Below are 21,344 nucleotides of genomic sequence, written 5' to 3'. Positions count from 1 at the left end.
AATTAATGCATCATTTTAACAATGAAAGTATTTTTTTTATAAATGTCAATTTATTTTGGTAGGGAGGATATTTCATCTTTAAATCCAGCCAGTTTTTTCTATGGACTATCGTTTTAGAATGACTAAAGGCATCAAAAGAAAATTTGCCATTATAATTACCCATACCACTTTCTCCAAAACCTCCGAAAGGAACTCTGAGATTGATGATATGAGAAAGGACATCGTTGATACAACCGCCTCCAAATTGTAATTTGTCCATAAACTTTTTTGCTTTTTCAATTTCGCCTGAAAACATGTAGAAAGCAAGAGGTTTCGCATTTTGCTGATTGTATAATATCACTTCTTCCAAGTCATCATACGTAACTATTGGTAAAACAGGTCCGAAAATTTCTTCCTGCATCACAGGATCCTGCCAGTTTACATTGTCAAGTATTGTAGGTGCTATATAAAGTTCCTTTACATCGTGTACACCTCCAAAAATGATCTGTTCGGGTTGCAGATAACGAATCAAGCGGTTGAAATTTTTTGCATTGATGATTCTCGGATAATCTGTATTGTTTTGAATATCCGAACCATAGAAATCAAGAATATATTGTTGTAGCAACGCGATAAATTTTGGTTTACTTTTTTTTGCAATCCATATAAAATCGGGTGCGATACAGGTTTGTCCGGCATTTACAAATTTACCGAAGACAATTCTCTTAGCCGCCAATTCCAGATTTGCAGATTCTGTAATCACACAGGGGCTTTTTCCTCCAAGTTCCAATACAACCGGGGTCAGGTGTTTTGCTGCCGACTGATAAATTATTTTACCTACCTGCGTGCTGCCGGTAAAAAAAATTTTATCGAATTTATTTTCGAGTAGCTTCGTTGTCACATCTGCATCACCAAGAACAGTTGTTACCCATTCACTTTGAAATGTTTCCCTTATAAGTTCTTCCAGAATTAATGCAGTATAAGGAGTGAGTTCAGAGGGTTTTAGCACTACCGTATTTCCTGCTGCTATGGCAGCTATCAAAGGTCTGATCGCTAATAAAAAAGGATAATTCCAGGGTGCGATAATCAGTACGGATCCGTAAGGCTGTTTATAAATATATTCTGAAGAAGGAAAATTAAGTAAAGAAGAACGTACCCTTTTCGGACGGCTCCATCTGTTCAGATTTTTCAGATGATGATCAATTTCAAGATACAAAATCGAAATTTCTGTAACAAATCCTTCAAAGGGAGACTTTTTAAAGTCTTGCTGCAATGCAGAGAGTATCTTTGCTTCCTTCTTTTCGATATTTGTTTTTAAAGCCGTAAGAAGTTGCTTTCTATTCTCTAAAACAAGTGTATGGTTTGCGTTAAAGAAAGTACGTTGCTTATGCAGCAGGGGATAAAACGAATTCATTCTTTTTTTATTAAAGATACTGTTTTTTGATTTTTCTACAGAAAAAATAGTATCTTTAAGTAATATACTTTACGTTATAATAGTAATAATAGCAGTTTAGAACACAAAATTAAAAAGATATGAATATGAAAAAAAGTTTATTAGCAATCGCCTTTGTAGGAATCGCTTTAGTATCCTGTAAAAAGAAAGAAACAACAACCGATGGTATGGATGGTGTTAACAAAGACACCACTACCATGAATCATGACGGACATTCTCATACTTCCGAAAATTCACTGGACTGGGCTGGAACTTATAAAGGAACGCTTCCATGTGCTGATTGTGAAGGAATAGAAACGGTGATTACTCTTAATAAGGATGAAACATTTACGCATAAAGCAACCTATATGGGAGCAAAAGCAGGTACTGAAAGAACAACTTTTGAAGATAAGGGGACTATTATGTGGCACGATGGTTCGGTAGTACATCTTAAAGGTAAAGATACTGATGTTAAATTAAAAGTAGGGGAGAATAAACTGATACAATTAGATCAGGAAGGAAATGAAATTGATGGTGCTCTGAAAGAACATTATGTATTAACCAAACAATAAAAAAAGAAGCTTTAAAGCTTCTTTTTTTATATAATCTTTCAAAAACAAGAATTTATTTATTATAATGTGCAAGAAAATGGGAGAGTGCACGGATACCAGTTCCTGTACCGCCCAATCCTTTGTAATTTTCAGGACTTTCAGTAAAAGCTGGTCCTGCAATATCTAAATGCACAAAAGGATATTGTGCAAAATGCTCTAAAAATTTCCCTGCTGTGATGGTACCTGCATATCGGCCACCAATATTCTTTAAATCAGCAACTGAAGATTTGATCTGCTCTTTATAATCGTCCCACAAAGGTAGGTGTACCATACGTTCGTATACATGATTACCTGCATTCAATAAAGAATTATTTACAGCATCAGATGCATTACTCATCATGCAGGCTGCTCGTGTCCCAGCTGCTACCAATGCTGCTCCGGTAAGAGTTGCGGCATCAATTATCAGTTCCGGTTCATATTGATTACTATACGCAATAGCATCTCCTAAAATAAGTCTTCCTTCAGCGTCAGTATTGAGCACTTCTACAGTAGTACCGTCAAACATCGTAATGATATCGCCTGGTGCATACGCATCTCCACCGGGTCTGTTGTCAGTTGCCGGAATCAATCCAATAAGATGTACATTCAGCTTGTTCAATGCAGCAGCATATATAGTACCTGCCATACAGGCAGCGCCACCCATATCCGATTTCATAGAATCCATAGAACCCGCAGTTGGTTTCAATGAAAGACCTCCTGTGTCATATACCACTCCTTTACCTACTAAAACAACAGGTTTGCTGTTAACAGGGTTTTCAGGTTTATATTCGAGAATTGTAAATGTCGGCGGTTGTACAGAACCTTTATTTACAGCTAATAAACCACCCATTTTTAATTGTTCTATTTCATCTTTCTCAAGTATTTCTACTTTAAAATCAGAAGCTTCTCCGATGGCTACAATTTCTTTAGATAACTGTTCTGCTGTTAAAAATGAAGTAGGCTCATTTACCATATCTCTTGCCCAGCAAACCGCTTTGATGATATTATTAAGCTCACTGATACGGGCAGTATCCATATTTCCGTTTAAATAAATATGTTCAAGATGATTTCTTTTATCTTCGGCATCTTTAAAATATTTTAAAAACTGGTAATTAGACAAAGCCAGACCTTCAGCAACTGCCAGTGCAGATTCTCCGTTTCCAAGAATGGTAAGGGTTGTTTCTTTTCTATCCAGTTTCTGACGGATATTAAAACCCGAAACACGCATTTTTTCTAAATCAGACTGTTCTTTTACAAAGAAAAAGTACTGTTTTCCTATCTTTAGATAATCTTCTTTTGTCTCAGATGTTTGAAAATCCGTATATTGTTTTTTTACAAAATCGGGAAAATTACCTTCCAAAACTGATGTTGGGCTGATAAGAAAAACAAAAGAAAAATCGTAATTTATTATTTTTGAAAATTGTAACATATGCTAAATTTTAATTGAACTATCAAATGTAGTAAATTCTGTTTAATTCCTCGGATATAGATCCAAACTGTATTATTTGTTTATGATAACTCCAGATCTTTTTTTTCTGTTTTTGACCTGTACAAAACCGATGAGCATAAACACCCCACTTCCACATATAAAAAGGCATATCATCATAGGAAATAAGCTGTCATCAGCTAAAAAGCTCACAAGACTTGACATAGAAGCACCAAATACCATTTGTATAAAACCAATAAGGGCAGAAGCACTTCCTGCATTTTTTGTAAATGGCGTCAAAGCCAATGCAGTTGCATTGGGTACCAGATGCCCCAGACAAAAGAGAAAACATACCAAATGAGCAACGAGTATTTCTACTGTAAGCAACTGAGTATTTTGCAGAACAATACCACTGACACCAATAGTACACAGTGCGACGGCTGAAAAAACAACTATTTTTTTAGATGAAAATTTATTCAACATTACTCGGTTTACCTGACTTCCTAAGATATATCCGAAAGCATTAAATCCAAAAATCAAACCGTATGTTTTTTGTGAAATACCAAAATATTCCATAAACACAAAAGGGGAACCGCTGATATAGGCAAACATACCTGACATGGCAAGACTTCCAATCAAGGCATAGAAAATAAACGTTTTATCAGACAGTACTTCTTTATAGTTTTTCATTATAGTAGGTATGCTCAGAGAATGAGATGCTTCTCTGGGCTGGCTTTCAGGTAAAAAGAATAATACTGAAAACAGTAATATCATTCCCAGTGAGGTCATAATATAAAAGATAGTACGCCATTCAGAAACGGTTAATACCCAGCTGCCGATAGTAGGAGCAATGATAGGGGCAATTCCTACGATGAGCATCAGAATAGAAAAAATTTTTGCTATTTCACTTACGGGAAATAAGTCTCTGACAATAGCGCGTCCGACTACCATTCCTACACAACCTCCCAATGCAAGTAATACTCTCATAGCAATCAGCCATTCGATAGTAGGTGAAAGTGCACACCCTATACTTGCAAGAATATATAAGGAAAGTCCGAAAATAAGAGGTTTTTTTCTTCCGAATCTATCGGTTACAGGGCCATAAAATAGTTGTCCGAAGCTGATACCGATAAAATAACCGGTCAGTGTAAATCCTACATGAGATAAGTCGGTTTTCAGGCTTTGGGCAATAGCTTTAAAAGCAGGTAAATACATGTCAATACTAAATGGTCCTAAAGCAGAAAGCCCTCCTAATACTAAAAGGATGGTATATTTTTGTTTTGTAGTCATAAAATTATGGCTGCAATGAGTTTAAGATAATTGCAAAAGAAATACAAAGTTATGGCTACAAAATGAAACAAAGAGTGTTTTGAGTAATTTTAACCTAAAGCACTCTTAACTGTTAATAATTAACGTTATTAATGTGAAACTGCTTTTAATCCTATAATAGATCCGATTAAAGTAGTAATAAAGAAGAGCCTCCAAAAATTTGCCGGATCTTTAAAGAAAAAGATGCCTACCAAAACGGTACCGACAGCTCCGATACCCGTCCATACAGCATAAGCTGTTCCTAAAGGCAATGACTGTGTAGCTTTGATCAGCAATGTCATACTTATGATACAGGCAACAGCAAAACCTCCATACCACATATAACTTTCAGTTCCGGTTGTTTCTTTGGCCTTTCCCAGACATGAAGTAAATAAAACCTCAAATAAGCCGGCAATAATTAAAATAATCCAATTCATAATATTGTTAATAATTTAGATCTGCAAATTTCTTTTGGAAACAGTAGAATTTATTTAACATAGGATAAATAATATTTTTTTATTTAAAAAAACATGTCTATGGGATAAAATTTTTTCTATAAATTTGATCGTATTTATTTGTAATTAAGTTGGTTATGATTTTTTAATAATTGGCAGATGAAAAAGTATGTTTTGTTTAGTTTTCTTTTGATTAATGTTACTTTGTTTGCTCAGACTAATAAAGAGATAATCAAAGAATCGACTTCTTATTTTTATTTGGATTCCTCAGGCAATTTTAACGGAGAGGGCGCTTTATTTATAAAAAAGAAAATAGTAGAATCGCAGTTTTTACTCCTTGGTGAACAACATGAAATCCATGCCATAGAGCTATTTGCAGAGAGATTAATTCCTTATTTAAAAGAAAATGGATATAACCATTATGCTGCTGAAATTGGACCTGTAGCCTCTCGGAAACTTATGGAATTAAAGTTGCAATCTGTTTCTTTAAAATCATATTATGAAAAATATATGCCTCAAATAAATATGACTCCATTTGGTTTTTTTAGTACGATAGAAGAAGAAAAAACGCTTGAAAAATTAATGAAATATGATATAGCGATATGGGGAATTGATTTTGAAAACTATGGTTCTTATCTTTCTATTATTGATATGCTCTATGAAAATTCGGATAAGAATAAAATCTCCAAACAGCTATACCAGAGTCTGTATTCGTATGTTGCGTCTGAATATAAAAAAGGGGAAAATAATTTTAATCCTGCTCTGATGAACAATTTGTTGCATTCAAAGGAGATGAATGTTTTTTTGGATCTTACAGATAATGAAATGAACAATTTTATAATAAAACAATTCAAATTGTCTTTGGAAATAAACCATCAATTGACCTTAGGGTATTGGCATAGGAGAGTTGAAAATATGAAAAAAAATTTCGCTGAATACTATCACTCTGAAAAAGCAAAAGAAGATACAGTCAAGGTAATTGTAAAGTTGGGTGCTGTGCATACAGCAAGAGGAACAAGTTTCAGCGGTGATACTGAAATAGGAAATATGATTTATGAGTTGGCAAACATCAATCGTGCAAAATCATTTTCAATAATCACATTTCCAAGATACATTCAAAATCCAATAACCGGAAAAACAGAAGATGTAGCGGATGAGGAAAGTAAAGAACTATTGGGTTGTGTTGATTCAAACCAATGGAGTGTCATAGATTTAAATAAATTGAAAACATTAAGTATCCGGTATAATATTACTTTGAGTAAAAATATCAATAGTTACATTCAAAAGTATGATGCAATACTCATCCCTCCGGAAACTAAATACTCCATAAAGATCATCGAAAATTAATGTCATTTTTTAAGGAGTATTGTCATCCTCAAAAAATAAAAGCTTGTTATTATTTATTTCCCAATAATAAAACCAGCAGATACCATACAATAGGTAAACTCTCTACCCAAAAAAGCGTATAATATTTTGATTGTTGTGCATTCGCAAAAAAGGTGAAAACTCCGGTAATGCTTATTAAAATAAGATTGATAAACCATTGGTATTCATAATAACCAATTTTAAGAAATTCAAGCCCGTAGAAAGCAAGAAGTAAGAAATAGATCAGCGATTTGGTTTTGGGTACGCCGATGGTTTGAGGCACTGTTCTTAAACGGATATCATCATATTTCAAATCATTAATCTCAAAGATTAAAATCAATATCAGTGTCAGGATAAAACGTTGTAGAAACTTATAAAAAATATCATTACTGATGGCAATATCGGCATTGAGTAATGGAATAATTAATGTAACCGCTGCCCAACAGAAAGACACAATATAAATTTTTATACCTGCCAGATTTCTCAGGTTGCTTTTGTTTTTTGCAATCGGAATCAGATAAAAAAGACAGAGTAGTCCGATAACTGCAATACCTGTTTTTGCTGCTGTATTAAGAAAAACAAAAGTATATGAAGCAGATAGAGCAGCGAATACTGTAAGAATAGAAATAATCTTTAAGCTCAGAGTAGGTAGCCCTTTTTTTGAAATATAAGGAGCATATTTTATAACGTTATAACTGAAAACGGTTCCGGAAAAAATAAACAACAATACAGTCAGATCGGAAGGAATGGCTGCAAAATAGTACGTCATCTGTACCAAAGCTGAGGTAGCAATGCCTACGTGAATACTGGAATTCAAATAAAGATCAAAAACTTTAACGTATAAAGGACGCGCTGACATATCTCTAAAATTGATTCTTGATTTCTCTCTGCTTTATTAAAATTGATACTTATTATAAGCAAAATAAAAGAATTTATCTTTATTTTTGTTGTTTAAAAATTAAAACACAACTAAATTTTTTTTATTTTTTTTACGTAGATGAAAACAAATGCTTTTGCTTTGAGACATATCGGTCCAAGACCATCTGATATGCAGCATATGCTTAACACTATCGGTGTTAAAGATATTGAACAATTATTATTTGAAACTTTTCCTGATAAAATTCGTTTAGAAAAAGATTTAGAGCTGGATCCTGCTATGACGGAGTACGACTATATGTCGCATATTGTAGCTTTGGGTGCTAAAAATAAAGTATTCAAATCCATGATTGGTTTAGGATATAATGAAGCAATTGTTCCGGCGGCTATTCAAAGAAATATTTTTGAAAATCCGGGTTGGTACACAGCTTACACACCTTATCAGGCAGAAATTGCACAAGGAAGATTGGAAGCATTATTGAATTTCCAAACAACGTTATTGAATTGAGCGGAATGGAAATTGCCAATGCTTCTCTATTAGATGAAAGTACAGCAGCAGCAGAAGCTATGGCTCTTCTATTTGATGTAAGAACAAGAGACCAAAAGAAAAATAATGCTAATAAATTCTTCGTTTCGGAAGAAATTTTACCTCAGACATTATCTGTATTACAAACACGTTCTACTCCAATTGGTATTGAGTTGGTGGTAGGAAATCACGAACAGTTTGATTTTTCTGAAGATTTCTTCGGAGCCATCTTGCAATATCCGGGTAAATACGGTCAGGTATATGATTATTCTGATTTCATCAATACAGCCAAAACAAAAGATATCAAAGTAGCTGTGGCTGCAGATATTTTATCTTTGGTTTTGTTTCTCAAAGACGCTGCACCGATTCCTACAATGGTTTCTCTTTTTTGACCCTTCTTTAACGACAACCATGTTATCTACACGGTCAATCACTTCTATTTTAGCTGCGTAAGTAGTATCTTTTTCAACTCTGAATACATTTACGGTACCTGTTGCTCAAAGGTAGCTGCTTCCGGAACTACAAGAACATCTTTATAATAGTGAGGAACTTTTACAGTACCACTGTTACCGTTGCTCAACAATTTATCTGCATTTTTAAATGCAACTCTGAACTGAACCGTTCCTGTTGCAGCGTCAATCTGTCCTGTTACGGTTTCAATTTTACCTTTTGAACCATAGGTTACACCGTCTGCAAGGATCAGTTCAACTTCCGGCAGGTTTTAATTTTTTCTGAAAGTGTATTTCCAGGTGTAGTATTCAAAAAGTTGAAATACTCTTTTTCATTCATACTGAAAAAAGCAAATACTTCACTGATATCAGAAACCGTTGTCAGAGGCAATTGATCCGTAGGACCAACTAAACTTCCATTTTTAAAAGGCAGACTTCCCACGATTCCGTCTATCGGGCTTCTTACCATAGAATAATCGATATTAGCATTTACGCTATTATAATTGGCTTTTGCCTGAGCCAGCATGCTTTTTGCAGAAGCAAGATTGGCTTTTGCTGTTTCAAGCTGAATATTACTGATAATCCCCTTTTCTACAAGTGGCACTAATTTATTTACTTCTACCTGTGCAACATTTACGTTTGCTTCCGCTGAGGCAATGCCTGACTTAGCTGCAGCCGCATTTTGTGTAAGTATATTAGTCTCTAAACGGAAAAGTGCCTGACCTTTTTTCACAAATTGTCCTTCATGAACATAAACTTCCTGTATATATCCCTGAATCTTGGCACGCACTGCATTGTTTATTTTTCCTTCGATACTCGCAGGAAATAACTGATATCCCGTAACATCTTTTACAGCTACCTGTGTAACACTGATTTCTGCCGGCGGTGCAGCAGGTGCTGCTTCCTGTTTTTTTCCCACAGGAAACTACAGCTAAACCAAAGACAACCAATACCAAGGCTTTTAATTTATTTTTCATATTTCAAAGAGATTATTATAATGTAGTTTTTAATTTTTCTATCGTATTCGAAAATATTTTTCTTATTTCCGTTAAATGTTCAGTGTAAATTTTCAAAGTCGGTACACGGCTTTCAAGAAGATCAGGGTCTTCAGACTGGACTTCTAAAAGAGCTGTATTCAGTTCATATTCTTTATTCAGCATATCAAAAACACTGCTGAGACGCATCAGCATAAATTTAGAATTGAGCCTAAAATATCTTTTTCGCGTATCTTCAAGATAGTAGTACTCCATATTTTTTCTTTCTAAAAGCATACTTAGGTTACATGAAATCGAGCTTTTGCTACAATCGAATATTTCTATAAGTTCTTCAAAAGACCGACCTTCTTTGGTTTTACAATACACAAGCATATAAGCAACTATTCTGGCCGCTAATGGGGGTAAACTCTGAAAAATCTCAATGTGCTGAGCGAGTTCTAAAAACAACTTATATTGCTTGGGATTATCCTTCATGTAAAGTTTTGTGCAAATTTACATCCAGTTCGGTAATTACCGAACCAAATAATTATTAAATTTTTCTTAATTTTCCATCCTCTAAAAACGCTATAAAAAATAGTTTTACGGTTCGTTTTCAATTTGTTAACAGAGTACTGAACAAAAAAATATTATTTTTTTCAAAAAACGCTTGACATGAAAGGGTTTTAATAGATATATTTGCAATCACAAATTAAATGCGGAAGTAGCTCAGTTGGTAGAGCGTCAGCCTTCCAAGCTGAATGTCGCGAGTTCGACCCTCGTCTTCCGCTCTTGGAAAACAAAACGAAGTTTTAAAAATCGTTATATGCGGAAGTAGCTCAGTTGGTAGAGCGTCAGCCTTCCAAGCTGAATGTCGCGAGTTCGACCCTCGTCTTCCGCTCTTGGAAAAACAAAACGAAGTTTCAAAAATCGTTACATGCGGAAGTAGCTCAGTTGGTAGAGCGTCAGCCTTCCAAGCTGAATGTCGCGAGTTCGACCCTCGTCTTCCGCTCTTGGAAAAACAAAACGAAGTTTCAAAAATCGTTACATGCGGAAGTAGCTCAGTTGGTAGAGCGTCAGCCTTCCAAGCTGAATGTCGCGAGTTCGACCCTCGTCTTCCGCTCTTGGAATAATAAGGTTTCTAAATTTTTAGAAACCTTTTTTTATTGCTTAATCTGATATTATCATATTCCTTTATATAAAAAAAGTGCTTCTCTTAAATGAGAAGCACTTTTTTGTTTGTTGTTTACTTATTTGTTATTTTGACTGTACAAATTCTAAATTTACCATCAATTCTACATCTTTAGCTACAGCGCCTCCAGTAGGATCGTATTTGATATTAAAAGCTGTTCTGTCAATTGTTGTTTTTGCCTGAAAACCTAATTTCTGATTACCAAATCCGTCATCTGCCGCTTTACCACCATAAACCAAATCAAATGTTACCGGTTTTGTCACATCTTTAATGGTAAGATCTCCTGTAAGCTTATAATGGTTTTTATCACCTTTTTTAATGCTTTTAGAAACGAATTTTATTGTTCCGTACTTAGCAGCATCAAAGAAATCAGCAGACTTAAGATGTTTATCACGTGCTTCAACACTTGTATTGATACTGTTTACATCAATTGTAAAGTTGAATTTTGCCGTAGTAATATCTTCTCCTTTTAACTCTAAAGTTCCGTCGTATTTATCCATTTTTCCGTTTACAAAGGAAATCCCCAAATGCTTAATAGAAAAATTCAACGATGAATGGGCAGGATCTACACTCCATTTTGTCTGTGCAGAAACGTTTAAACCGAACCCTAAGGCTACAAATAACACTAATAATTTTTTCATAATTCTATTCTTTAATAATTAATATTTTTATCAAAATTAGTGTTTCGGTGTTTTACAGGACTTAAACTAAATTAAGAAATGATTTTATTTTGCCGCAGAAGGACATGTCTGATCCGTCATCGCTAAACCTGTCTGTTTTATTGCTCCATAGCCTCCTTTTACATCAATCATATTATGAAATCCTCTTGCTTTTAATATCGAAGCAGCAATCATAGAACGGTATCCTCCTGCACAGTGCAGATACGTTGTTGCAGTAGTAGGAAATTCCTGCAGATGATCGTTGAGATAATCTAAAGGGGTATTCGGTACATCTACCAAATGAGAAGATTCATATTCACCAGGTTTACGCACATCAAATACATTTTTTTCTCCGCCCTTTATAAGGTCGGCCAACTGCCCTGCATCGATACGCTGGATGCTGTCTATTTCAAATCCTTTATTTTCCCAAGCCTTCATACCGCCTTCAAGATATCCTAATGTATTATCGTATCCTACACGTGACAACCTTACGATTGTTTCTTCTTCTCTTCCTTCCGGAGTTACCAGAATTATGGGCTGATTGATATCCGTTATCAAAGCACCAACCATGGAGCAAAACCACCGTCAATACCGATAAAAATAGCACCCGGTATATGAGAGGCCGCAAAACTGTCTGCATCTCTGACATCCAGTACCAATGCTTCTTCTGCAAAATGTTTGAATTGTTCCGGAGTAAATGCTTTATTGGCTGCAATAATGGTTTCTACATTTCGGTACCCTTCTTTGTTTAAACGAACGTTTTCAGGGAAATAAGCTGGAGGAGGCAATAGACCATCTGTAACTTCTCTAACAAATTCTTCAACCGTCATGTCTGCACGCAATGCATAATTGGTTTTCTTTTGTTCTCCCAAAGTACCCACTGTTTCTTTGCTTAAATTTTTACCACAGGCAGAACCTGCTCCGTGTGCCGGATATACAATAACCTCATCTTTTAGAGGCATGATTTTGGTTCGCAAACTTTCATAAAGAATTGCAGCAAGATCTTCCTGAGTCATATTAGCGGCTTTCTGAGCCAGATCAGGTCTGCCAACATCACCTAAGAATAAGGTATCCCCACTGAAAATCGCGTGATCAGTTCCATTTTCATCTTTCAAAAGATAAGTAGTACTCTCCATTGTATGGCCCGGAGTATGTAAAGCCGTAATTGTAATATCTCCAATTTTGAATACCTCACCATCGGTCGCAATATGAGCTTCAAACTTTGGATTTGCCGTAGGACCATACACAATTCTTGCGCCTGTTTTTTCAGCAAGAGTCAAATGCCCGCTTACAAAATCAGCATGGAAATGAGTTTCAAAAATATATTTGATTGTGGCCCCTGACTTCTTGGCCTTATCAATGTAAGACTGTACTTCACGCAACGGATCTATAATGGCTACTTCTCCTTTACTCTCTATATAATAAGCTCCCTGAGCTAAACATCCTGTATAAATCTGTTCTATCTTCATTTCTAAATTCCTTATATTCTATAAAGTTAATAAATTCTTTTGTTGTTTAAGTTGTTCTATAAAACTTCTTTTGCCATAATATACAATGACATTGCCAATACAAACCAACCGAAAATGCGGCGCAGATTTCCATCGAGTATGCGTTTTGACAATCGCACACCGAGAAGCAGTCCAATCATTGAAACACCTGAAAAAGACAACACTAGTGGCCATTCAATATCCTGATGCACCAGATCACCCGTAAAGCCTATCAGCGACTGAATTGCAATGATTGTCAATGATGTTCCTATGGCTTTGCGCATGGGTAAATTGGCAAAAAACACCAGGGTTGGAATAATCAAAAAACCTCCTCCGGCTCCTACCAGTCCTGAATACCTCCAATAAGCAAACCCTGTGTAATCAATGGCATTGCTGAAGTAAGAATTTCCGGCCGTGCAATGGTTTTGTGCCGGGGCTTGCGAATCATTCGTGACGAAGCCGCAAACATAACCAGCGAGAATAAAATCATCACCAGTTTCGCCTTTGGGAGCACTACATTATTAGACAGGGTTATGGTGTCCGGCAATAATGGCACCAGCTCGGCCGGGTAAAGAAAACCGCAAGTAATGAGGGAATTCCGAACAACAGTACTATTTTGAAATGGACATTTTTATCCATAATATTCCGTATACTTCCCAACAGCGATGTTGATCCTACTATAAAAAGGGAATATGCCGTTGCCAATATAGGCTCTACCCCTACTACATATACTAAAATAGGAACGGTAAGAATGGAACCTCCACTGCCTATAAGCCCCAAAGAAACCCTATCAGAAGGGCAAAAACCAATCCTATTATTTGCTGTATTTCCATATTATCAATCTAAAAATTCTATACTTTTTCTGTTTATTTTTATTTTCTTATCTGCTTCCATTTTCTTCAGCAATCTGGAAACTACCACTCTGGAAGTATTTAAATCGGCTGCCATTTCCTGATGCGTTGTTTCAACAAAACGACTGTTATTGATCTGTTTCTTATCCCGAAGGTATTTAACGATACGTTCTTCTAAATTTAAAAAAGCGAGGCTATCAATGGCAACAAGCATTTCCTGTAAACGCCGGTTGTAACTTTGTAAAACAAAATTCCTGAAGCCTGAAAAACGCGCCATCCATTCATCCATTTTTCCGAGAGGTATCTTTGCTACCCTACCTGATGTTTCCGCTATTGCTTTTATCTCACTTTTCTTATGGTCAAAACAACAGCTGATGGATAGAGCACAAACGGCTCCTTTCTCAAGATAATACAGAAGATGTTCTCCATCATTTTTATCCTCTCTTATGATTTTCACATATCCTTCCAATAATAAGGGTACAAATACCACTGGTTCCCCTATATCGATGAGCACATCGTCTTCAGCGAAATTATTGATTACTGCAAAATGCTCCATTTCCAGCAATAGAGGAGGTTCAAAATCCGGAAAAATTTCTTTCCAATTCATAGATTTTATCATTTTAATGTGGCAGTTTATTTTTTATCAATCCGTAAAACCATGTACCGAGCAATGCTCCGAGAATAACGACAATCACAGGAAAAAAGCCAGCTCCAAGCAAGGCAAACAAAGGTCCGGGCATGAACCGCCCAATGCCCATCCAAGACCAAAAACAATACCCCCAAAAAGGTATCTTTTCCATCCTTTTACTTTATCTGGAAATAAGAGTAAATTTCCAGAGATATCTTCCACTTTTTTCTTTTGGCAGTCTGTACAAACAGTGTTCCTATCAGCAATGCAGAACCGATGATTCCAAACATATGAAACGATTGAAAATGAAACATTTCATAGATTCGAAACCAGGAAGCTGCTCCGGATTTAAACATTACGATTCCGAACAATATACCAATACTTAAATAGCTATACTTTTCATATTAAAACAGTTGAGGAATGATGAGATAAGACATGATTAATCCGCCTATAAAAAAGCCGATAACGGCAATCAGCGACGGCATTTGCAGATTACTCAGACCGGAAATAGCATGCCCGGACGTACAACCTCCTGCATAACGCGAGCCAAATCCCAATAAAACACCTGCAATAAGCAAAATCATCAACATTTCAGGATTTTCAAAAACATCTGAACTGTATAATTCTGTCGCGGTATATGCTTTACCAGCACTCATAAATCCTAACTGCTTCAATTCCGAAATGGTTTCAGTGCTTATTGGAGTTATCACAGTATCGGTACTTAAATAGTTTTTGGAGATAAAACCTCCTATAAAGGCTCCGGCAATTACCAGCAAATTCCACCGCTGTTTTTTCCAGTCAAATCTAAAAAAATCACTTGTTTTTCCGGCTCCGCAAATAGTACAGAGCGTCCGGAGATTGGAAGACATTCCAAAACTCTTTCCCATTACAATTAACAGAATCATAACCAAAGCAATCAAGGGTCCCGATATATACCATTCCCAGGGTTCTAAAATCCAATCCATCTTTATTATTTTTATACAAAAATCGGCATATAATTTCTAATGGAATGTAACAAAAGATACATTAACTGTTTTTCTCTGAAAAACGGAACCCGTTTTGAAATAAAAAACTGCTACCTTTGATTTAACGAATCCTATTGCAGTAAAATGAAACTGAACACAACTGATTTAACTTCTATACTAAAAGCTTCGGAATCGCCTGTTTCCGGACTTATTGAAATCAACGATATCTCCATTGACAGCCGCTCTCTGCGAAATACCAAAGGTACTTTATATTTTGCTATTGAAGGTGCTTTTCACAATGGTCATGACTATATTGAAGAACTGATCCGTAAAGAAGTAACTTATTTTGTGGTGAGAACTGTTCCAGAAAATGTCAAAGGCAAAGCTACCTTTTTCGTAGTTGAGGATACACTGAAAAGTCTACAGGAGTTTGTTGCCTATTACCGTACCCTGTTTGATATTCCCGTTATCGGAATCACAGGCAGCAACGGAAAAACAATTGTAAAAGAATGGCTTAACTTTTTACTGCATCCTTTTTACAACATTATAAAAAGTCCGAAAAGCTACAACTCACAGGTTGGAGTTCCTCTTTCCGTGATTGGTATTAATGAGAAACATACCTTAGGTATTTTTGAGGCCGGAATTTCTCTTCCGGAGAAATGGCAGTACTTGAAAAGATCATACAGCCCACCATAGGGATTCTTACTTCTATTGGAAGCGCTCATAATGAAGGATTTGAAAATCTTGATCAAAAAATTGATGAAAAACTGAAACTCTTTAAAGGAGTTGATGTACTTATCTATGAAAAAAATGAAAGCATACAAAAAAAAAACAGCTTCTATACAATCTCACTATGACTGGAGCTTTACGGCAGAAGCCCGGGTACGTTTTCAGCATATCAAAGACAATACGTACACCGTCAATTATGATGCAAACAGCTTCTCTGTAGATTTTCCTTTTTCTGATCAGGCTTCCGTTCACAATATTGCCAGCTGTATTACTACTTTACTGGCACTTGGGATTGATACTGCGTATATTCAGGATAAAATAACCCAACTGTACAGAGTAGAAATGCGGTTACAGGTAAAAAACGGCTTGCAGCAATGCACCCTTATTGATGACAGTTACAGCTCAGATTATCAGTCTTTGAAAATTGCACTGGATTTTTTGGAACAGCAAAAAACACATCCACAAAAAACAGTGATTTTATCTGATATTTTGCAAAGTGGTTTTAGTGATGAAATCCTTTATCAAAAGGTAGGCACTCTGTTACAAAACAACAATATCAACCGTATTATTGGCATTGGCCCAAATATTTCTTTTTATCTGAAGCATTTACAGCACTTTGAAGGATTTCATTCTACGCTGGACTTTTTAAATCATTTTGATCTTAAAAAATTCAAAGATGAAACCATCCTTATCAAAGGAGCAAGAAGTTATGCCTTTGAACAAATTGTTTCTGAACTGGAAGAAAAAACCCATGAAACGGTTTTAGAAATTAACCTTAACGCCATCAGTCATAATTTTAATTTTTATAAATCGAAACTGCTTCCGGAAACCAAAACGATGGTGATGGTAAAAGCTTTCGGATATGGCAACGGCAGTTACGAAATTGCAAAGCTGCTGGCTTTTCATAAAGTAGATTATCTTGGAGTTGCTTTTGCTGACGAAGGGGTAGCACTTAGAAAATCAGGCATTAAGTCTGCTATTATTGTAATGAATCCGGAGAACAGTGCTTTCTCTACGATGATTTCGTACCAGCTGGAACCTGAAATTTATTCACTGCCGGAGTTGAAAACATTTTTAACGGAAGCAAAAAAACACAGCCTGTACGAGTATCCGATTCATATCAAATTGAATACAGGCATGAACCGTCTGGGTTTTAACGATACTCATTTTGAAGAATTGATTGCAATTCTGGAAAGTACCAATTCTGTAAAAGTAGCCAGTATTTTTTCACATCTGGCAACAAGTGATATGCCGGAAGAACGAAAATTTACCTTACAGCAGATTAAGCTTTTTCAAAAATGGTCTTCTTATCTGACGGATCAACTCCGTATAAAACCCATACGGCATATTCTCAACACATCCGGCATCTTCAATTTCCCTGAATATCAGATGGAAATGGTACGCCTGGGTATTGGGCTTTATGGTGTAGGAAACAGTGAACAGGAAATGAAAAACTGCAAAATGTCACTACTTTAAAAACAATTATTCTCCAGCTCAATGATGTTGGAGAAGGAGAAAGTGTCGGATACGGACGCCGTTTTATCGCTGATAAACCTACCAAAACCGCTACAATACCTATTGGTTATGCAGACGGTATACGGCGTGCTTACGGAAATGGGAAAGGAGAAGTATCAATCAACGGAAAAAGAGCAAAAATCATCGGAAGCATTTGTATGGATATGATGATGATAGATGTAACAGATACAGGTGCTGTTGTTGGTGATGAAGTAATCATTTTCGGAGAAGAAATTCCTATAACCGAACTTGCTTTGAAATGGGAGACAATTCCTTATGAAGTAATGACATCCATCTCACAACGTGTAAAAAGAATCTTCTTTAAGGAGTAATTTCTTTAACATTATTTAAGAGTTGCGTGATTTTTTTTTAAATTTGAGAAAATAAAAATTATTGACTATGGGATTTTTAAAAGAATTTAAGGAATTTGCCGTTAAAGGTAACGTAATGGATTTGGCAGTCGGTGTTATCATCGGAGGGCTTTTGGAAAAATTATTGACAGTGTAGTCAATGATTTAGTCATGCCATTTGTATCTGCTATCATCGGTTCTCCGGATTTCAGCAACATGTATTTTGTACTCAAAGGAGATGTAGCACAGGGACTCGCATTAAAAGATGCAAGAGCCGTAGAAGGTGCTGTAATTCTGGCCTATGGTAACTTTATTACCGTAGCCATCAATTTTCTTTTACTGGCATTTGTGGTATTCTTACTGGTAAAGTTCATCAACAAACTGAAGCGTCAGGAAGCTCCGGCACCTGCAGCACCAAAAGGACCAACTCAGGAAGAGCTTTTGGCTCAGATCCGCGATTTGTTAAAAAACCAACAATCATAAAAAATGCGGCAATTGCCGCATTTTTTATTGTTTTTATTTTCCTGTAAAAGTCGCTTTTCGTTTTTCCAGAAAAGCAGTAGTTCCTTCTTTAAAATCAGCTGTTCCGAAACACGTTCCGAAATTTTTGATTTCTGTTTCAAAACCATTCGTTCCTTCTTTGTAATTATCATTCACCGCCTGTATAGCATGACGGATAGCTGAAGGTGAATTTTTAGCGATTTTTTGTGCAATATCTTTAGTAAAAGACAGTAAATCTGCCTGTTCTACCACATGATTTACCAAACCATAGTTATGAGCTGTAGCGGCATCGATCATTTGTGCGGTCATAATGAGTTCCATAGCACGACCCTTTCCGATCAGTTGCGGCAAACGTTGTGTACCTCCATACCCGGAATTACTCCAAGCGTAACTTCAGGCAATCCCATTTTAGCATTAGAGGATGCCGTTCTGAAATGCGCTGCCATTGCCAGTTCCAATCCTCCTCCTAAAGCAAACCCATTTACAGCCGCGATCACCGGAGTAGATAGATTCTGAACAAAATCAAATAACAATTCTTGTCCCTTTGCAGCCAGCTCACTGCCTTGCTCTGTAGAAAAATCAGCAAATTCTGCAATATCTGCTCCGGCTACAAAAGCTTTCTCTCCGCTTCCGGTTACAATTATAGCACGTATCTCTTCTGATGCATCCATCTCTTTAAAGGCTTCGTGCAGCTCCTGAATGGTAGCTTTATTCAAAGCATTGAGCTTGGTAGGTCTGTTGATGGTTATCACAGCTATTGCTGCTTCTTTTTCTACTAAAATGTTTTCAAAAGTCATTTTATTTCTTTTTAATTAGTAATAGGTAATTTAACGTAAAAGGTAGTGCCTTTGTCAAGCGTGGTTTCAAAATAGATTGTTCCTTTATACGATTCAATAATATTTTTAATCATAGCAAGGCCCAGCCCCATACCACTGGTTTTTGTAGTAAACTTAGGCTCAAATACCCTGTTTCTTATTTCTTTTGGAATTCCGGTTCCGTTGTCTTTTACCTCAATATACACAAAAGCATCTTTTTCATATATTTTTACATAAATCCGTGGAAAAGGCTCATAAGGCGGAATGGCCTGAATCGCATTTTTCACAAGGTTATTAATAACACGGATGATTTGACTCCTATCAAATTTAGTGATAATTTCTGTTTTTGATGACTGGAATGTAATATAATCTTCATTAAACAAGTCTAACGCAAGCTGTACAACTTTGACAATATTGAGCATTTCATTTTCCTGGGCGGGCATGGATGCAAAATTAGAAAATGCAGATGCTACTGAACTCATTGTATCAATCTGTTGAATCAGGGTATTGGAATAATCATTAAGCTTACGCAGAATTTCGGGATCCTGAGGGTCAAAACGCCGTTGAAAACTTTGTACAGTAAGCCGCATGGGTGTCAGAGGATTTTTTATTTCATGCGCAACCTGCTTCGCCATTTCACGCCATGCCTGTTCGCGTTCGCTTTGTGCGAGCTTTTCAGCACTTTCTTCAAGCTTATCTACCATTTTATTATAGGCAGAGATGAGCGTTTCTATTTCTCTGGAAGCATTTTCAGCTCTGAGTTTTTCATTCTTTTTATTGAATTGTGTTGTGAGAATGCGTTCACTGATAAGATGAAGCGTTTTGGTAATATAACTCGATAAAAAATAAGCAAGTACGATGGCTAATAAAAACATAAAAGCATATACCTGACCAAAGCGGATAAGGAAGTTTTTCATTTCATTATTGTAAAAATCAGCTTCTTCTTTATAAGGAATATGCACTATTCCCAAAGGCTTAAAACGATTATCAATAATGTAATTATAGGCCGAACGGTAACGGGTGTCTTTATTAATTTTTAGATCTACAAATCGCTTGGATGGTGATGACGCAATAATTTTAAGAATGGCTGGCGATATTTTCTGGTCACTTGCCTTATCAGAAGCAAAATCTCCTTTGGAAGAAATTACGAGATTTCCGTCCAGATCATGCAAATCAATTTTTATACTGTGAATGGTTGAAAGTTCATGGATTTTGTCTTTGAATATTAGAGGCAGATTTTCCGACACTAAAGGATAAGAAGTGGTTTTAAGAATAAAGTTGATATGCTCATTAATAGCCATTTCCTTTCTTTCCAACCGATCTTCATGATAGGTTTTCGCTTCTTTATCAAACTGATAGACAGCCACAAGAGATATTAACACAGAAGATATCAAAGTAAGAAATATCATAGAAATGAAGATTCTTACCCTTAAAGACGTATTCTGTAAATTAAACTTTCTTGCCATTAATTTTCTTTGCGTTCTCTGATGCGTTTATAGAATTTATATCCGAGCATTAGCAACAACGAAAATACAATAATTCCTACAACTCCGAAAATCCAATTAAAAGCGCTCTTTAAAACCACTAAAAAGACTACAGAAAAAAGGATAATAGTAGCCCCTTCATTCCACATCCTGAAAAATGATGACGTTTTAGATAAAGTATCCGCCGCTATCTGTTTCACAAACTGATGACACTTTAGGTGATACAACCACAATAAGAGTACAAAAAGCAATTTAATATGCATCCAGGGCTGTTGAAGCCAGCCCGGAATCTCTATCAGCATCCAGATACGAAAAGAGTTGCGAGTACTGCAGCAGGAAAGGTAATGATATACCAAAGCCTATGAATCATAAGCCGGTATTGATCCGAGAGAATCTGTTTTTCTATTTCTGATTTAAGCTGTGCCTCTGCATAATACACAAAGAGCCGAACGATATAAAGAGTCCGGCAAACCAGCAAACAACAAAAATAATATGAAGTGCCTTGAGATAATTATACATAAACTTCTTTTAGCGACCACTCGTTAATCCACCCACTCAACACATCCATCCAATGATCATCATCATTAAGGCATGGAATCATTTTAAATACCTCACCTCCGTTTTCTTTAAAAGAAGCTCCAGCCATCATCTCTATTTCTTCGAGTGTTTCAATACAATCGGCAATAAAAGCGGAGTAACAACCGCTATTTTTTTAGTTCCGCTTTTTCCAAGCTCAATTACTTTATCTGCGGTAAAGGGCTGTAACCATTTATCGATTCCCAATCTTGACTGAA

16 protein-coding genes, 4 tRNA genes and 8 pseudogenes are annotated in these 21,344 nt (G+C 36.1%); 9 read left to right on the top strand and 19 right to left on the bottom strand.

Features of this window, described 5'->3' with window-relative positions; genetic code table 11:
- Positions 1-10: 10 nt before the first annotated feature.
- Positions 11-1,390, bottom strand: coding sequence for an aldehyde dehydrogenase (locus QW060_RS19225; protein ID WP_290362531.1), 1,380 nt, complete (start codon positions 1,388-1,390; stop codon positions 11-13).
- A gap of 125 nt (positions 1,391-1,515) precedes the next feature.
- On the opposite strand from QW060_RS19225, the gene QW060_RS19220 reads away from it, so the two are divergent.
- Entirely contained in the window at positions 1,516-1,980 is a 465-nt protein-coding gene (locus tag QW060_RS19220; RefSeq protein WP_290362532.1) for a copper resistance protein NlpE, read from the top strand.
- A 52-nt stretch (positions 1,981-2,032) separates the two neighbouring features.
- Here QW060_RS19220 and QW060_RS19215 read toward each other — a convergent pair whose 3' ends face one another.
- The 3 genes from QW060_RS19215 to QW060_RS19205 form a co-directional block, all read right to left on the bottom strand.
- Positions 2,033-3,427, bottom strand: a complete 1,395-nt coding sequence (locus QW060_RS19215; protein WP_290362533.1) for a leucyl aminopeptidase family protein — start codon at positions 3,425-3,427, stop codon at positions 2,033-2,035.
- 72 nt (positions 3,428-3,499) lie between these two features.
- Positions 3,500-4,714 carry a multidrug effflux MFS transporter gene (locus QW060_RS19210; RefSeq protein ID WP_290362534.1) on the bottom strand — a complete coding sequence of 405 codons (1,215 nt, stop codon included), beginning with the start codon at positions 4,712-4,714 and terminating at the stop codon, positions 3,500-3,502.
- Between the two features lie 128 nt (positions 4,715-4,842).
- Positions 4,843-5,169, bottom strand: coding sequence for a DMT family transporter (locus QW060_RS19205; RefSeq protein ID WP_290362535.1), 327 nt, complete (start codon positions 5,167-5,169; stop codon positions 4,843-4,845).
- Positions 5,170-5,346: 177 nt separating this feature from the next.
- Between QW060_RS19205 and QW060_RS19200 the strand changes: the two genes are divergently transcribed.
- Complete coding sequence (locus QW060_RS19200; RefSeq protein WP_290362536.1) at positions 5,347-6,534, top strand: hypothetical protein; 1,188 nt, start codon at positions 5,347-5,349, stop codon at positions 6,532-6,534.
- Between the two features lie 49 nt (positions 6,535-6,583).
- Here QW060_RS19200 and QW060_RS19195 read toward each other — a convergent pair whose 3' ends face one another.
- Positions 6,584-7,411: a UbiA prenyltransferase family protein gene (locus QW060_RS19195; protein WP_290362537.1), complete on the bottom strand. Its 828-nt coding sequence runs from the start codon at positions 7,409-7,411 to the stop codon at positions 6,584-6,586.
- A gap of 138 nt (positions 7,412-7,549) precedes the next feature.
- Between QW060_RS19195 and QW060_RS19190 the strand changes: the two are divergent.
- A pseudogene (locus QW060_RS19190) lies at positions 7,550-8,292 on the top strand (aminomethyl-transferring glycine dehydrogenase); the annotation flags it as partial.
- 361 nt (positions 8,293-8,653) lie between these two features.
- Here QW060_RS19190 and QW060_RS28095 read toward each other — a convergent pair.
- Both QW060_RS28095 and QW060_RS19180 read right to left on the bottom strand, forming a co-directional pair.
- Positions 8,654-9,322, bottom strand: a complete 669-nt coding sequence (locus tag QW060_RS28095; protein WP_317623202.1) for an efflux RND transporter periplasmic adaptor subunit — start codon at positions 9,320-9,322, stop codon at positions 8,654-8,656.
- A gap of 73 nt (positions 9,323-9,395) precedes the next feature.
- Complete coding sequence (locus tag QW060_RS19180) at positions 9,396-9,872, bottom strand: hypothetical protein (protein ID WP_290361854.1); 477 nt, start codon at positions 9,870-9,872, stop codon at positions 9,396-9,398.
- A gap of 220 nt (positions 9,873-10,092) precedes the next feature.
- Between QW060_RS19180 and QW060_RS19175 the strand changes: the two genes are divergently transcribed.
- From QW060_RS19175 to QW060_RS19160, 4 genes are all read left to right on the top strand, one after another.
- Positions 10,093-10,165, top strand: a tRNA-Gly gene (locus QW060_RS19175).
- 37 nt (positions 10,166-10,202) lie between these two features.
- Positions 10,203-10,275, top strand: a tRNA-Gly gene (locus QW060_RS19170).
- A 38-nt stretch (positions 10,276-10,313) separates the two neighbouring features.
- Positions 10,314-10,386 (top strand) — tRNA-Gly (locus QW060_RS19165).
- Between the two features lie 38 nt (positions 10,387-10,424).
- A tRNA-Gly gene (locus tag QW060_RS19160) sits at positions 10,425-10,497 on the top strand.
- A 134-nt stretch (positions 10,498-10,631) separates the two neighbouring features.
- Here the strand turns inward: QW060_RS19160 and QW060_RS19155 are convergent.
- The 8 genes and pseudogenes from QW060_RS19155 to QW060_RS19130 all read right to left on the bottom strand — a co-directional run bounded on the left by QW060_RS19155 (position 10,632) and on the right by QW060_RS19130 (position 15,156).
- Positions 10,632-11,207 carry a YceI family protein gene (locus tag QW060_RS19155; RefSeq protein ID WP_290361853.1) on the bottom strand — a complete coding sequence of 192 codons (576 nt, stop codon included), beginning with the start codon at positions 11,205-11,207 and terminating at the stop codon, positions 10,632-10,634.
- Positions 11,208-11,291: 84 nt separating this feature from the next.
- Positions 11,292-12,694: pseudogene (locus QW060_RS19150) on the bottom strand (MBL fold metallo-hydrolase).
- Between the two features lie 56 nt (positions 12,695-12,750).
- A complete protein-coding gene (locus QW060_RS28090) occupies positions 12,751-13,017 on the bottom strand; it encodes a sulfite exporter TauE/SafE family protein (protein WP_317623204.1) in 267 nt (88 codons plus the stop codon).
- Between the two features lie 35 nt (positions 13,018-13,052).
- Positions 13,053-13,268, bottom strand: coding sequence for a hypothetical protein (locus QW060_RS28085; RefSeq protein WP_317623201.1), 216 nt, complete (start codon positions 13,266-13,268; stop codon positions 13,053-13,055).
- Positions 13,244-13,492: a sulfite exporter TauE/SafE family protein gene (locus QW060_RS28080; protein ID WP_317623200.1), complete on the bottom strand. Its 249-nt coding sequence runs from the start codon at positions 13,490-13,492 to the stop codon at positions 13,244-13,246. Before QW060_RS28080 ends, QW060_RS28085 begins: the two co-directional genes overlap by 25 nt.
- Positions 13,493-13,549: 57 nt before the next feature.
- Positions 13,550-14,170, bottom strand: coding sequence for a Crp/Fnr family transcriptional regulator (locus QW060_RS19140; protein WP_290361850.1), 621 nt, complete (start codon positions 14,168-14,170; stop codon positions 13,550-13,552).
- Positions 14,171-14,183: 13 nt separating this feature from the next.
- A pseudogene (locus QW060_RS19135) lies at positions 14,184-14,547 on the bottom strand (DUF6691 family protein).
- A 48-nt stretch (positions 14,548-14,595) separates the two neighbouring features.
- Complete coding sequence (locus QW060_RS19130; RefSeq protein WP_290361849.1) at positions 14,596-15,156, bottom strand: YeeE/YedE family protein; 561 nt, start codon at positions 15,154-15,156, stop codon at positions 14,596-14,598.
- A 144-nt stretch (positions 15,157-15,300) separates the two neighbouring features.
- Between QW060_RS19130 and QW060_RS28570 the strand changes: the two are divergent.
- Positions 15,301-17,732: pseudogene (locus QW060_RS28570) on the top strand (bifunctional UDP-N-acetylmuramoyl-tripeptide:D-alanyl-D-alanine ligase/alanine racemase).
- A 67-nt stretch (positions 17,733-17,799) separates the two neighbouring features.
- Positions 17,800-18,233, top strand: a pseudogene (gene mscL / locus QW060_RS19105) (large conductance mechanosensitive channel protein MscL).
- Positions 18,234-18,266: 33 nt separating this feature from the next.
- Here the strand turns inward: mscL and QW060_RS19100 are convergent.
- The 4 genes and pseudogenes from QW060_RS19100 to QW060_RS19085 all read right to left on the bottom strand — a co-directional run.
- Positions 18,267-19,048 (bottom strand): annotated as a pseudogene (locus QW060_RS19100) (enoyl-CoA hydratase/isomerase family protein).
- An 11-nt stretch (positions 19,049-19,059) separates the two neighbouring features.
- Entirely contained in the window at positions 19,060-20,532 is a 1,473-nt protein-coding gene (locus QW060_RS19095) for a sensor histidine kinase (RefSeq protein ID WP_290361845.1), read from the bottom strand.
- Positions 20,532-21,069, bottom strand: a pseudogene (locus QW060_RS19090) (CopD family protein). The gene QW060_RS19095 and the pseudogene QW060_RS19090 overlap by 1 nt, the downstream one beginning before the upstream one ends.
- A pseudogene (locus tag QW060_RS19085) lies at positions 21,062-21,344 on the bottom strand (ferrochelatase); the annotation flags it as partial. The pseudogenes QW060_RS19085 and QW060_RS19090, both read right to left, overlap by 8 nt.

The sequence above is a fragment of the Paenimyroides ceti genome (assembly GCF_030409925.1).
This window is presented reverse-complemented; position numbering and strand designations above follow the sequence as displayed.